The organism is Bradyrhizobium neotropicale, assembly GCF_001641695.1.
GTDB lineage: Bacteria > Pseudomonadota > Alphaproteobacteria > Rhizobiales > Xanthobacteraceae > Bradyrhizobium > Bradyrhizobium neotropicale.
The window spans coordinates 123949-136488 of record NZ_LSEF01000059.1; the positions used below are offsets into that span (position 1 = coordinate 123949).

Below are 12540 nucleotides of genomic sequence, written 5' to 3' on the forward strand. Positions count from 1 at the left end.
TTTGTCTGCTGCGCGTCGCGCGGCAGCGCAGACATTATCCGGAACGGCGGCTCGGAACCGATCTCCGCGCAAACGGGTTCCGAGTTTGTCGCAACGAAAACCGCTGCACACTTTTCCGGACATGCTCTAATTCGTCGACAGCGCGGTCTTGGCGACCTCGGCCATCCAGCCGGATGCGACCGGCAAAATCGCGTCGTTGAAGTCGTAGCGCGGGCCGTGCAGCTCCGCGCCGTCGCGTAAAGGCCCGTTGCCGATCCAGACGAAGGCGCCGGGCCGGTGCTGGAGGTAGAAGGCAAAGTCCTCGCCGGCCATGCTGGGCGGAAGGCCGGTCCTGAGCTGCGCCTGCACCTTGTCCGCGGCGATGCACGCAAGGCCCGCTTCCGCCGGTGTGTTGATCACGGTGCCGACGCCCATGACGATCTCGGGCGTGACCTTGACGCCAAAGCTCGTCGCGATACCGGCGCAGATCTCGTCGATCCGCGCGACGATGGTGTTTTTCACCGCCTCGCGATGAAACCGCAGTGTGCCGCCGATCACGACGCGCCCGGCGATCTGGTTGCGCGCCGTGCCGCCTTCGAGCGTGCACAGCGAGAGCACGGCGGTGTCGAGCGGATCGACGCTGCGCGAAACGATCGACTGCATCGCCACGATCAGGTGGCCCGCGGCCATCACCGGATCGCGTGTCAGATGCGGCATGCCGGCGTGTCCCGCATGGCCTTCGATCGTGATGCTGACGCGTCCGCCGGAGGCCATGACGACGCCGTCATGGACTGCGATCGTGCCCGCTTCGAGGCCCGGCCAGTTGTGAAAGCCGAACACCTGCGTCATCGGGAAACGGTCGAACAGGCCGGCCCCGACCATCGCGCGCGCGCCGCCATAGCCTTCCTCGGCCGGCTGGAAGATGAAATCGACGGTGCCGCTCCAGTCGGTGTCCGCCGCCAGCAGCGCCGCCGCGCCGAGCAGAGAGGCCGTGTGCCCGTCATGGCCGCAGGCATGCATCACGCCGCGATTGCGCGAGGCGTAAGCCAGCCCGGTATCCTCGGTGATCGGCAGCGCGTCCATATCGGCGCGCAGACCGACGCGGCCGTCAGCCGACCCGCGCGTCAGCGTCGCAACGATGCCGAGGCCGCCAATGCCGGCCTCGAAGGGAATGCCGAGCTCGGTGAGTTTCTCCTGCACGAAAGCTGCAGTCGCCTTCTCCTGCAGGGACAGCTCCGGGTTGGCATGCAGGTGCTGGCGCCACGCGGTCAGTTTCTGGTGAAGCTCGGGTGTCAAGGTTTTTGGTCTTTCGGATGGTGTCGGCGTTCGACACCATAGCGGATTATCCGGCCGCTGCATCCTGCGCCGGCGTATGCCTCGCTTGCAGCAGAAAGCGTTGCCTACGCCGAAAGCTTCGCCAGCCCCTTCCAGTCGAAGTTGATGCCGTGGCCCGCCCGCCTGGGTGCCACCGCCTTGCCGTCCTCGAGCACCAGCGGATGCTCGATATATTTGTCGAGCCCGAAGCCGTGCGCCTCCAGATACGAGCGGTTCGGGCAGGCCGCGAGCAGGTGCACGGTGATGTCGTGTGCGCCGTGGCTGGTGACGGGAAGATTGAAGGCCTCCGCGAGCCGCGCGATCTTCATGAAGGCGGAGACGCCGCCGCAATTGGTCACATCGGGCTCGGGATAGGACACCGCGCCGGCCGCGATGTAGTTCTTGAACTCCCAGAGCGAGCGCAAATTCTCGCCGGCCGCGATCGGCACGCCCCCGGCCTGCATGATGCGGACATGGCCGGCGATATCGTCGGGTGTGATCGGCTCCTCGAGCCAGGTGAGGTCGAAGGGTTGAAGCGCGCGGGCGGCGCGGATGGCTTCCTCGACCGTCCACTTCATGTTGGCGTCCGCCATCAGCGGAAAGCCGTCGCCGAGATGCTCGCGCATCGCAGAGACCCGCGCGACGTCGGATTTGAGATCGGGCCGGCCGACCTTCATCTTGATGGCGCGAAAACCCTTGGCGAGATTGCCGTCGGTCTGCTTGAGCAGATCATCGACGGAAAGATCGAGGTCGATGCCGCCGGCGTAACAAGGCACGTGGTCATCGAAGCCGCCGAGCAGCCGGAACAGCGGCAGCTCCGCGCGCCGCGCCTTCAGGTCCCACAGCGCGATATCGAATGCCGACAGCGCCAGCACGGTCGGCCCGCCGCGCCCGCCATAATGCAGGCCCCACCAGACGTCATGCCAGAGCGCCTCGGTGTCGTCGGCCTCGCGGCCCTCGACCAGTTCGGAGATCTCGCGGCTGAGGATGTCGGCGACGGCCCCGCCGTTCCGGCCAACGGTGTAGGTGTAGCCGACGCCTTCGGCGCCATCGGCATCGCGGATGCGGCAGGTGATCAGCTCGAACGCCGCGATTCTGCCATGCGTGCTGTCGGAGAGGGTGACGGGGAGGGGGATCCGGTAGAGTCCGGTCTCGATCGTTGCCATGCGCATAATGCGTCCTCCCAAGCTTTTCTTGGCAGGCTAGGCCGGTGTGCGCTGACCGGCAACTGCGAGCAGCGCAAGGCAGCTCACCGCATCGTCGCAAGCTGCAGTGCCAGCGCGCAGGCGCGGTCGTATTCGCCAAGGTTGATCCATTCGTCGATGGTGTGCGCCTCGTTCTGCCCGGCGCCGAAGGTCACGGTCGGAACGCCGTGGCGGACCATCCAGTTCGCATCCAGGCCGCCATTGGCGGCGCGGATGTTCGGCGCTCCGCCGACGGCGGAGACGGCCGCGACCGCGCGTTTGACCACGGGAAGGCTCTCCTTCATCCGGAACGGATGATATTCGGTCTCGGCCTTGAACTTGACGCGGCCGGACTTTCCTTCGCTGTTCTTGACGCGCTTTGCCGCCTTCTCGAACGCCGCCTTGTAGGCCTTGGTGATCTCCTTGAAGAACTTTGCATCGTGGCTGCGGCTTTCGCCGCGCACATGCACATAGTCCGTGACGACGTTGGTGGCATCGCCCGCGGGGCGGCCCTCGCCGCCGGTGACGGGGCCGACATTGCTGGTGCCCTGGCGCTTGCCCTTCACCACCTTGCCGAACCAGCCGCCGGCCTTGAGGTCGGCGAGCGCCAGCGCAAGGATCATGGTCGAAGAGATGCCGCGCTCAGGCGCGACGCCGGCATGCGAGGCGCGCCCGAAGATCTCGACATGCCAGCGATCCGCGCCGACCGCGCCGATGGTGACGTTGGAGGCCGAGCCGCCGTCATAGTTGAAGGCCATCACCGGCGAGCCGAGCTCTTCCAGCTTGACGTGGCGCGCGCCATGCAGCCCGCTCTCCTCGCGCACGCAGAACAGCAGCGTGATCGGTGGATGATCGAGCTTCTGCTTTTCAAGCTCGGCGGCGAGCGTCACCAGCACGCCGCAGCCGCAGCGGTTGTCGCCGCCGAGCGCGGTCTTGACCGTGTTGACGATCTTGCGCCCCGAAACCTTCGGCTTGGCGCCGGCGCACAGCGGCACGGTGTCCATGTGGGTCATGAACATGATGCGCGGCTGGTTGTGCAGCGCGCCGCGGCCGGGCAGATCGACGATGAGGTTGCCGGTCTCGGTCGGCAGCGGAATGCGCGTATTGGCGTCGTCGAAGCGGATTGCACCCGCCGGCACGCCGGCCTTTCTCAGCGCCGCGGTAAGCTCGCGCCCGATCGCGGCTTCCTGTCCAGTCACGCCCTCCACAGACAGGAAGCGCATGAGGCGGTCGGTGGCAGCTTGCGTGTCGACAGGCATGATTTATTTCCTTGAATGCTTGGTACGCGTCAGCATCTCCCGCGGCGCCTGATTTCGCAAGACGCCTCAGACCGACCGCGTATAGGCCAGGAAGATCAGCGAGCCCAACAGCAGCGCCGCGGCCATGAACAGCAGCACCGCCGGCAGCCCCGCGAGCGCCGCCACTGCGCCGGTGGTCGACTGCATCAGGGCGACACCGAGGAAGAAGGCCAGGTTGATCGCGGCGAGCGCCTTGCCGGCGACCTGCGCGTCGACCAGTTGCCGCGACATGCCGAACAGCAGCGGCTGGGCGGAAGTCGCAAGGCCAATCAGCACGAACAGCACCAGGTCGTATTGCGGCGGCATCACGGGCACCCCCAGTAGCAACGAGACCGCGTAGTTCGGCGCGCCGAGCGCCATCAGCGCCAGCAGCAGCGCCCCGGTTAGATGCGCGCCGGCCACGAGCTCGCGGCGGCGGCCGACCTTGCGATCGATCATGCCGATGAGAAGCGGGCCGATGATCATCGCGATCGTGAACGCGCCGAGCTGGTTGCCGGCCTCGACCCGCGTCAGTCCCTTGACCTGCATCAGCCACGGCCCGCCCCACAGGCCGCGCAGCACCAGCGAGGTCGCAAGCGACACCAGCGCCAGCGCGATCAATCCGCGTAGCGGACGCGAGAAGCCGAGCCGAAGCACCTCGATCATCTGCGACAGCGGCGAGGAATCGTCCTTGTGCTCGGCCGGCTGGTTCGGCACCAGCGCGAATACCGCGAACGCCACCGCGACGCCGGCGACCGCCGAAATCCAGAACCCGGCGCGCCAGCCGTAATGGTCGACCACGAAGGCGAGCGGGCTCGACGACAGCAGCATGCCGATATTGCCGATCGAGAGGATCGCGCCCGACCACAGGCCGAACCGCGCCGCCGACAATTGCTTGGCAGCGAGCGTCATCGGGCACATCAGCATGCCGGAGGTGGCGACGCCGAGCAGCACTTGCCCGGCCGCAAAGCTCTCGGGCCCCGTCGCGAAGCCGGAGACGATGGCGCCGACCACGGTTCCCACGAGCAGGCTGAGCGACACCGGCCGCACGCCAAAGCGATCCATCGCCGCGCCGACCGGGATCTGCGCCGCGGCAAAGGCGAACGGATAGACCGAGGTGAGGCTCGCCAGCGCCTGCGGCTCGATGCGGAAATCCGCCGCCATCAGGTCGAGGCTGACCGCCGGAATGGTGCGCAGCAATGTCGAGAGCATGTGCCCGCAGGCGAGCGCAAGCAGCGCAAGAATCAGCGCGCGGGTGCCATCTCCCGCTTCATCCGTGGCAACCGCAGTCATGATCGTTTCGTCCCCGGCGAGGGTTTGGGTGGGGTTACACGATTGGGGGAGGGGTGCCAACGGCGGGAGGGGCAGGTCTCTTATTCCGGATTGAGTGCGGCGGTAAGGGACTTACGTCAACCAGCGGCGTAGCGTTGCGCTGTCAGCACGAAACGCAGGTTTGGCGCGGCAACAAGAAAAGCCCCGGTGCACGCACCGGGGCTTTTGCATCTGCAGCTACGAGAATCAGTATCTCGCGACCACCGGGCCGCCGAAGCGATAGTTCAGCCGCAGGGTGAGAAGATCCACGTCCTGTCCGATCCGATTGGCTGCGCCTGCAACGATCGGATTGGCGACAGAGAACGAGTTGTTCGCGTTGCCCATGAAGAGCCGGTCATATTCGATGCCGACGGACCAGTTCGGCGTGAAGCCGTATTCGAAGCCAACGCCGACAGCGCCGCCCCAACGGGTCGCGCTTGCAGAGGCGACGAATACCCCGCCGGGGTTCGTGAAGACCTCGAATCGATTGCTCGTTACCGCAGCGCCGCCCTTCACGTAGAACAGCGCGGAGTTCCAGGCCCAGCCGAGCTGGCCCGTGAACAGCCCGATGCCGTCCGTCTTCGTCGTGGTCGAAAACGCGGGACGGATCACGCTGACGCGGGAGCTCTTCAGATCGGCCCAATCGCCTTGGCCCTCGAGACCAAACACAAACTGGTTCATCTGCCAGCGATAGCCGAGCTGACCGCCGACCACGCCTCCCGAGCGCGTGCTGCACCCGTCAGGGATAACTGCGCCGACGGCAGGTGCGAAATCCCAGCAATTGCGGCTCTCGCCCCAGCCGCCGTTTGCTCCGATATAGAAGCCGGTCCAGTTGTAGACGGGAATCGGAAGCGGCGGAGGGGCAGCCTTCACCGCCATGTCGGCCGCCAAGGCGGGAGTAGCCATGCTCAACGCTATGGCACCGGCAATCAGAAACTTCTTCATTGATGGATCCCCAAGCTGCGCTTTCGATACGATCAGTTACGTTTGTTCAAATCAGATTGTGCGGGAAAACTAGGCAAACAGCGCTGAAACCGCGTGCCATAATGGCAACAGGGCAGAACAATCGGCCGCAGCCCTCCCATGTTACCGCTTGGCTATTTATCGTCAGGGTACGCGCCCGCATTGGTCTCGCGCATCGGCCAGCCAGTCAGCGATGCCTTGGGAATGGATCAGCTTCCTTGGCAGGTGCGGATTGAGGGTGCCGGCAAAGACGACCAGCCCTTCCTCCAATCTCGCGCGTGCGAATGCCTTGGCTTCAGTCTCGGTCTCAAATGCTCTGGTTGAGCGCGGGCTGCGCTCCTTCTTCCGCAAGAGACCTCGTTTGCGCACCTCGAACGTAACGTACCAAGTGAACGGCAAAGCAGCACCAATCGTTGAAGACCGCGACCATGCGAGCTTCGGCGGGCGCCAACACCTTTGACCTGCATCAACGAAAGAGCGCTTATCCCGCGTTCAACACTGCGGCATATTTCCCCGGGGCCGAACGCGAGTATTGGCTCCGAGGCTTGAGGGAGGTCGCCTGCGGGGATTGGCAATTGCGCTATCTCTTCGAGGAGTACGTGTTCGACACGGATCGGCGCGAGCTGCATCGCGGAGCTGATCTCGTTTCCGTTGCGCCGCAGGTTTTCGACATTCTCGATTACCTGATCCGCAACAGGGAGCGCGTCGTCACCAAAGACGACCTGATGAACGCCATTTGGAAAGGGCGCATCGTCTCTGAGGCGGCGCTCACGACCCGCCTCAATGCCGCCCGCACCGCGATCGGCGACCGCGGTGAAGCGCAGCGCCTGATCAAGACGCTCCCGCGCAAGGGCTTCCGTTTCGTCGGAGCAGTTCGGGAAGCACAGAAGCCGGATCCTTTGGAGGCCATCCATGGCCAGCAAGACGCGAGGATAGTCGCCCTCCCACTGCCCGATAAGCCCTCGATTGCCGTGCTCCCATTCGCCAATCTGAGCTCCGATCCCGAGCAGGACTATTTCGCAGATGGCGTCGTCGAGGATATCACGATGGCGCTGTCGCTGTTTCGCTGGCTGTTTGTGGTCGCACGCAATTCCAGCTTCGCCTACAAGGGGCGGCCGGTGGACGTGAAGCAGGTCGGCCGCGAGCTCGGCGTGCGGTATGCGCTCGAAGGCAGCGTGCGCAGAGCCGGAAATCGCGTTCGCATTGCGGCTCAGCTGATCGACGCCGAAACGGGGGCACATCTCTGGGCGGACCATTTTGAGGGTCCGATCGAGGATATGTTCGATCTGCAGGATCATCTGACGTCATGCGTGGTGGGTGCGATCGCTCCGAAGCTGCAGCATGAGGAGATCAAGCGGGCCAGGCGCAAGCCAACCGAAAATCTGGACGCATACGACTATTACCTGCGCGGGCTGGCGAAAGCTCGCTGGTCCAAGCAGGCGAACAACGAAGCGCTGCATCTCTTTTGCAAGGCGATCGAGCTCGACCCTCGTCTTGCCTGCGCCTATGGCATGGCCGCGTGGTGCCATGTTCGACGCAAGGCGCTCGGTGAGACGAACGACCAGCAAAGCGCAGAGGCCATACGATTGGCTCGCAAGGCGGTGGATCTGGGAGCGGACGATCCATTTGCCCTGTCGATGGGAGCTTACGCGCTCGCCTTTTTAGCCCGCGAGTTCGACGATGCCGCGGATTTCGTCGATCGGGCACTGGCTGTCAATCCGAACCTGGCACGAGCCTGGATGCTCAGCGCCTGGTTGAGAATCTGGAGAGGCGAGCCGGACCTCGCACTCGAGCACGCTGCGCATGCCATGCGGCTAAGTCCGCTTGACCCGTCCATGTACTACACCACGCGCGGCGCCATGGCCTATGCTCATTTCCTGGCGGGCCGTTACGATGCCGCGCTGTCATGCGCCGAAAAGGCAACGCGCGACAACCCGGCTTTCCTGCTGTCAATCTGCATCCATGCCGCCAGCAACGTTCGCGCCGGGCGGATGGAGCCGGCACGCAAAGCCATCTCACAGGCGCTCGAAAACAATCCCGACTTGAGTGCTTCCAGCTTGAGAGATTTGACGCCGTTTCGCCGGCCGGAGGACTTCGCGATGTTTGCGAAAGCGCTCCGCGATGCGGGTCTGCCGGATTGAGGTGAGGTCGCTCTATGCAGCAGCTTTTAGGATGGGTGGAGCAACTTGTCCGCCGAAGCCCAACGGGCGAAGGCGGAAGCGAAACTCATCAATTTGTCCGCGATGATGATGGGTTTCTCGAAGAGCTTAACCCATCCCATGAGCTGCCTCGCCACGGCGCGGGGCGAGCTATGAATCTGGCCTTTCCGTTCTGTCGAACCGCTTCGGTCGCCTCAAGGGGGCCCGGAAGTTTCCTGTTCGGCAGCGAGCCGCATGATGGCTACGGACCCGGAGAAGCAGTCCCCGGAGGTACGGGCTGTTCCGCCAGCTCCCACCGCGCCGCAAGCTCCTTGATCTGCTCGAAATCGAGGATCGACTGCGACAGTTGACCCTTTCGGACGATTATCGCCACATCGCGATCTTGGGGCAGCAAGGCCATCGCTCTCGCGACCGCAGAGCGCAGTCTCATCGCTCCGTGGTTGGCCAAGACCACAATCTCCTCCGGGTCTAAGACTGCGGGCATTGTCCGTCCCCATGCTGGCCGCAAGCCAGCAACCAGCCGTTGATGATTTCCCACTTGTCTCGCCCCCTCGCTTGGAATTTCAGGAGCGGCGAGCGCTTGTCCTCTAGTTCGCAAAAGAAGCTCAACGTATCGCGGGCGGTAGCTGCCCCACGATCGATCGACTGAGCCTGAAGCCAGCGCCGCCATTCGCGAATAATCAGCAGCTTGCGTTGGGTTTGATAAGTCGACGCGCGTCTCCGCCCCATGAGGCAGGCCCCCCGAAGGTCTTCAGTTGGTCGCGCTGGCTTTGCTAGAAGGCTCTATTCGAGAGCGTAGATAGGCATCCAGACGGTACCGGGCATCCGCCGCGCCGATGGCACCATCGAACCCGCGATATGAACGAGAGACCTTAAGGCTTTCTAAATCGGGATATGGCGGCTTCGGTCTTCGCGGCTCGCGCTTCATCCGGCAACGCCCGCATCTGCCTTCGCTCGCTCGGCGATCTCGTCGCTCTTGGACAGGGCGTGCTTGCAGGCATTCCCATACCACTGTGCCGCCCTCGTTGCTCGTCCGCGCAGATGCCCCACGGGCTGTCGATGTCCTCTCCGGAGACAGACGAGCCAGGTTTTGAGCAGTCCGCATCTTCGTTGATCTGGATCAAGGTCGAGTGCGCGTCGATCCAAAGGATCGAGCGCGGCTGGCCGGGGCCGTTCCATCCTTAGGGGGAACACATGAAGCGCTCGATGGCGCTCGCTGCCGCGGCTCTTCTGGTCATCGGAACGCGCGCGAGCAATGCCGCCGTGTGGATCACGGACGATCGCGGCGGACAAATCGGGAAGTACATATACAGATATGAGAAGCTGCGTGCTTCAGGCCAGCGCGTAATCATCGGCGGCTTCTGCGCCTCGGCTTGCACGATTGTTCTGGGGACTATCCCGTCGAGCAGGATTTGCGTGACTCCCAACGCGGAGCTTGCCTTTCACGCGGCATGGGATTTTGGACGCCGCGGCAGGGCCGTTACGAATTTCGGAGCGACCCGAATGGTCTATTCAATGTATCCGGCGCCCGTCCGACGGTGGATCGCTCACCGTGGGGGCTTAACACCACGCACAATCTTCCTGCGCGGAAGGCGACTGCAAGAAATGTATCGCTCATGTTCGTCGTAATCATATGAAGATTGCGCGCATCTCGTCGACTGGCGGCCGTGCCTCGGAGCAGATCAATGCCGCTGCCGGCAGACGGATACCGGCTCGTAGGTTGGGTGGAGCAACGCGGGGGTCGCGAAGAGCTCAACCCATCCTGCGATCCACCTTAACGTGGCATCGGCCCGATTTTCGCAACGCGAAATCCACGCTGTATGATATTCTTCGTGAGCAATAGTCGGCGCGGTCCTGAACCTGCGGAGAAGGCAATGCGTCGAGCTAATCGATCGTCATTTGCCGCCAGACCGGATGAGGGAGATGCGACAATGAAAAGAAGCACGCTGATCGGTTTAAGTGGTTCGGTGTCGATCGCGGCCCTGGCGGCTGGTGTCGCGATTTCCGCGCAGGACAAGTACACTGTGCAAGTCCCGAACGGGCTCGCGTTCTCCGAGTTCAGGGGATACGAGGACTGGCCGGTGATCGCGCTCAGCGAGAACGAAGGCCTGATCGCCGTAATCGTGGGGAATGCGGCAATGATCGACGCCTACAAGGAAGGCGTGCCCGCAAATGGCAAGCCCTTCCCGGACGGTGCCAGGATGGCGAAGATTCATTGGAGCCCGAAAAAGCAAGAGACGTACCCCGGTCAGCCGACCGTGCCGGGCGTCCAGCATGACGTTGATTTCATGGTGAAGGACAGCAAGAGGTTCGCGGACAGCGGCGGATGGGGATGGGCTGCCTTCGCATACGACGCGGCGTCCGATACGTTTAGGCCCTTCACCACTGCAGACAATCCGCCGCAGGAGAACGACGCGAAGTGCGGGTTCGCGTGCCACACGGTGGTGCAAAACCGCGACTACGTTTTCACGGAATACGGAAAGAGGTGAGTATCGGATACCGCGAGCCGTGCCGCGGAAGAGCATGCAATCGCGGTTGGGAGTCACAGTCGAGAAGTCTGGTGGAGTTCCGCATGAAGAAGAGCGATGTAACCTGTTCTGAGTGCGGCGCTGGGTTTCGACGGCTCGAACTATCATCGCAGCCCGGGGAGAAAGGCGAGTATCACTGCCCCGCCTGCAATACCTCGCTAGAAGTTTTTGACGGTAGCAAGCTGATCGCCTATCGGCTCACAATCGAGCCTTGCACCAGGCTGTGTACCCATAAATCGGCAGAGTGATCCGATGAAGAGTACGTCCGCTTTGTCCCGATAGCGACCAGGTTCGTGGGCAGCGCAATATGTCGCGAAGGGCCAATAAGCGACATTGCTTGGTTAGATGGCAACTAGTGGTTCATCACAGTGATTTTGACGTTTTGATACCGAGCCATCCGAGGATAGGCAACTTTTCGGGTGGCAAGAGGATCTCGATGCTTCGAGCGACGCCGGGCTGGCGACGAATGAACCCGTTGCGTTCGAGGGTGAGGATCATCTGGTGGACTGACGGCGGGCTGACGCGGAAATGCCGCTGGATGTCGGCCTCGGCGGGCGGCTGTCCGAACATGTACGAGTAGGTATGGATGAAAGCGAGATAGTGTCCCTGCTTCTCGGTGAAGTGCGCGCCTGATTTTTGACTCATAGCTGGATTCGTCCCGGCCTCCGACAAGGAGGCGAAGCATGAATGTACGTTATCGGGTCGAATTGAGCCAAGCCGAGCGGGACGAACTGACGGCAATGCTCGGCGGCGGCACGCATTCCGCCCGCAAACTCAAACGGGCTCAGATTGTGCTGGCGGCCGATTCAGGCAGCTGCGACGCGGAGATTGCCCGAACCGTCCGGGTCAGCCTTTCCACCGTCGGCCGGACCAAACGCCGTTTCGTAGAAGGCAATCTGGAGCGGGCCTTGAGTGAGGAGCCGCGTCCGGGCGCGGAACGCAAGCTGACAGGCAAGGAAGAGGCCCTGCTGGTGGCGACGGCATGCGCCAAGCCGCCCGCCGGCCGCAAACGCTGGACGCTGACATTGCTGGCCGACGCGATGGTCAAGCTCACCGATCACGCCAGCCTGTCGGGCGAGACCGTGCGCCGCCGGCTGGCCGACAACGACCTCAAGCCGTGGCGCCGGGATATGTGGTGCATTCCTCATGTCGACGGCGAATACGTCGCCCGGATGGAGGATGTGCTCGATCTCTACGCCGAGGCGCCGGATCCCGAGCGGCCCCTGGTTTGCTTCGACGAGACCCCAGTCCAGCTGATCGGCGAGGTACGCCAGCCGATCCCTGCCCAACCGGGACAGCGCGAGCGCTACGATTACGAATATCGCCGCAACGGTACCGTCAATCTCTTCGTCACCTTCGATCCGCATCGCGGCTGGCGCAATGTCAAGGTTACAGACCACCGCGCCGCGGTCGACTACGCGCACTGCATGCGCGAACTCGTCGACGTCCACTATCCCAATGCCGCCTGCATCCGTGTGGTGCAGGACAATCTGTCGATTCATACGGCCGGCGCGCTATATCAGGCATTTGCGCCTGCCGAGGCCCGTCGCATCCTGCGCCGCCTCGAGTTCCACTACACCCCGAAACACGCCAGCTGGCTCAATATGGTCGAGTGCGAGATCAGCGTGCTGCAGCGCCAGTGTCTCGGCCGTCGCATCGACGATCCCAAAAGGCTTCGAAAAGAAATCGCAGCATGGCAACGGCAGCGAAACAAGGCGCGAGACCGCATCAAATGGATGTTCACAACCGACAAAGCCCGCGCCAAACTCGGTCGCGCCTATCCAGTTGCCGCCAAAGAGTCAAAACCACTGTGATGAACCACTAG

10 protein-coding genes are annotated in these 12540 nt (G+C 63.3%); 4 read left to right on the plus strand and 6 right to left on the minus strand.

Annotated elements, in window-relative coordinates:
• Positions 1 to 126 precede the first annotated feature (126 nt).
• From AXW67_RS20090 to AXW67_RS20110, 5 genes are all read right to left on the minus strand, one after another.
• On the minus strand, positions 127 to 1275 hold the full coding sequence (locus tag AXW67_RS20090; protein ID WP_063679241.1) for an amidohydrolase: 1149 nt from the start codon (positions 1273 to 1275) through the stop codon (positions 127 to 129).
• A gap of 104 nt (positions 1276 to 1379) precedes the next feature.
• Positions 1380 to 2468: a mandelate racemase/muconate lactonizing enzyme family protein gene (locus AXW67_RS20095; RefSeq protein ID WP_063679257.1), complete on the minus strand. Its 1089-nt coding sequence runs from the start codon at positions 2466 to 2468 to the stop codon at positions 1380 to 1382.
• Positions 2469 to 2542: 74 nt separating this feature from the next.
• Complete coding sequence (locus tag AXW67_RS20100) at positions 2543 to 3736, minus strand: M20/M25/M40 family metallo-hydrolase (protein WP_063679242.1); 1194 nt, start codon at positions 3734 to 3736, stop codon at positions 2543 to 2545.
• Positions 3737 to 3802: 66 nt separating this feature from the next.
• On the minus strand, positions 3803 to 5047 hold the full coding sequence (locus AXW67_RS20105; protein ID WP_063679243.1) for an MFS transporter: 1245 nt from the start codon (positions 5045 to 5047) through the stop codon (positions 3803 to 3805).
• A gap of 225 nt (positions 5048 to 5272) precedes the next feature.
• Entirely contained in the window at positions 5273 to 6010 is a 738-nt protein-coding gene (locus tag AXW67_RS20110; RefSeq protein ID WP_063679244.1) for an outer membrane protein, read from the minus strand.
• A gap of 593 nt (positions 6011 to 6603) precedes the next feature.
• Here AXW67_RS20110 and AXW67_RS20120 point away from each other — a divergent pair.
• From AXW67_RS20120 to AXW67_RS20140, 3 genes are all read left to right on the plus strand, one after another.
• Positions 6604 to 8169 (plus strand): winged helix-turn-helix domain-containing tetratricopeptide repeat protein, encoded by a 1566-nt coding sequence (locus AXW67_RS20120; protein WP_063679258.1) that lies wholly within the window; start codon positions 6604 to 6606, stop codon positions 8167 to 8169.
• A gap of 1212 nt (positions 8170 to 9381) precedes the next feature.
• Complete coding sequence (locus AXW67_RS44185; RefSeq protein WP_063679246.1) at positions 9382 to 9816, plus strand: hypothetical protein; 435 nt, start codon at positions 9382 to 9384, stop codon at positions 9814 to 9816.
• Between the two features lie 302 nt (positions 9817 to 10118).
• On the plus strand, positions 10119 to 10676 hold the full coding sequence (locus tag AXW67_RS20140) for a cytochrome P460 family protein (protein WP_063679247.1): 558 nt from the start codon (positions 10119 to 10121) through the stop codon (positions 10674 to 10676).
• A gap of 402 nt (positions 10677 to 11078) precedes the next feature.
• On the opposite strand, the gene AXW67_RS20145 is transcribed toward AXW67_RS20140, so the two are convergent.
• Positions 11079 to 11360 (minus strand): LexA family protein, encoded by a 282-nt coding sequence (locus AXW67_RS20145; protein WP_063675745.1) that lies wholly within the window; start codon positions 11358 to 11360, stop codon positions 11079 to 11081.
• A gap of 38 nt (positions 11361 to 11398) precedes the next feature.
• On the opposite strand from AXW67_RS20145, the gene AXW67_RS20150 reads away from it, so the two are divergent.
• Entirely contained in the window at positions 11399 to 12529 is a 1131-nt protein-coding gene (locus AXW67_RS20150) for an IS630 family transposase (RefSeq protein WP_063675747.1), read from the plus strand.
• Positions 12530 to 12540 lie beyond the last annotated feature (11 nt).

Coding starts and splice junctions, on each gene's coding strand:
- AXW67_RS20100 (WP_063679242.1), bottom strand. CDS start 3,736: ATGCCTGTCGACACGCAAGCTGCCACCGACCGCCTCATGCGCTTCCTG.
- AXW67_RS20105 (WP_063679243.1), bottom strand. CDS start 5,047: ATGACTGCGGTTGCCACGGATGAAGCGGGAGATGGCACCCGCGCGCTG.
- AXW67_RS20110 (WP_063679244.1), bottom strand. CDS start 6,010: ATGAAGAAGTTTCTGATTGCCGGTGCCATAGCGTTGAGCATGGCTACT.
- AXW67_RS44185 (WP_063679246.1), top strand. CDS start 9,382: ATGAAGCGCTCGATGGCGCTCGCTGCCGCGGCTCTTCTGGTCATCGGA.
- AXW67_RS20140 (WP_063679247.1), top strand. CDS start 10,119: ATGAAAAGAAGCACGCTGATCGGTTTAAGTGGTTCGGTGTCGATCGCG.
- AXW67_RS20145 (WP_063675745.1), bottom strand. CDS start 11,360: ATGAGTCAAAAATCAGGCGCGCACTTCACCGAGAAGCAGGGACACTAT.
- AXW67_RS20150 (WP_063675747.1), top strand. CDS start 11,399: ATGAATGTACGTTATCGGGTCGAATTGAGCCAAGCCGAGCGGGACGAA.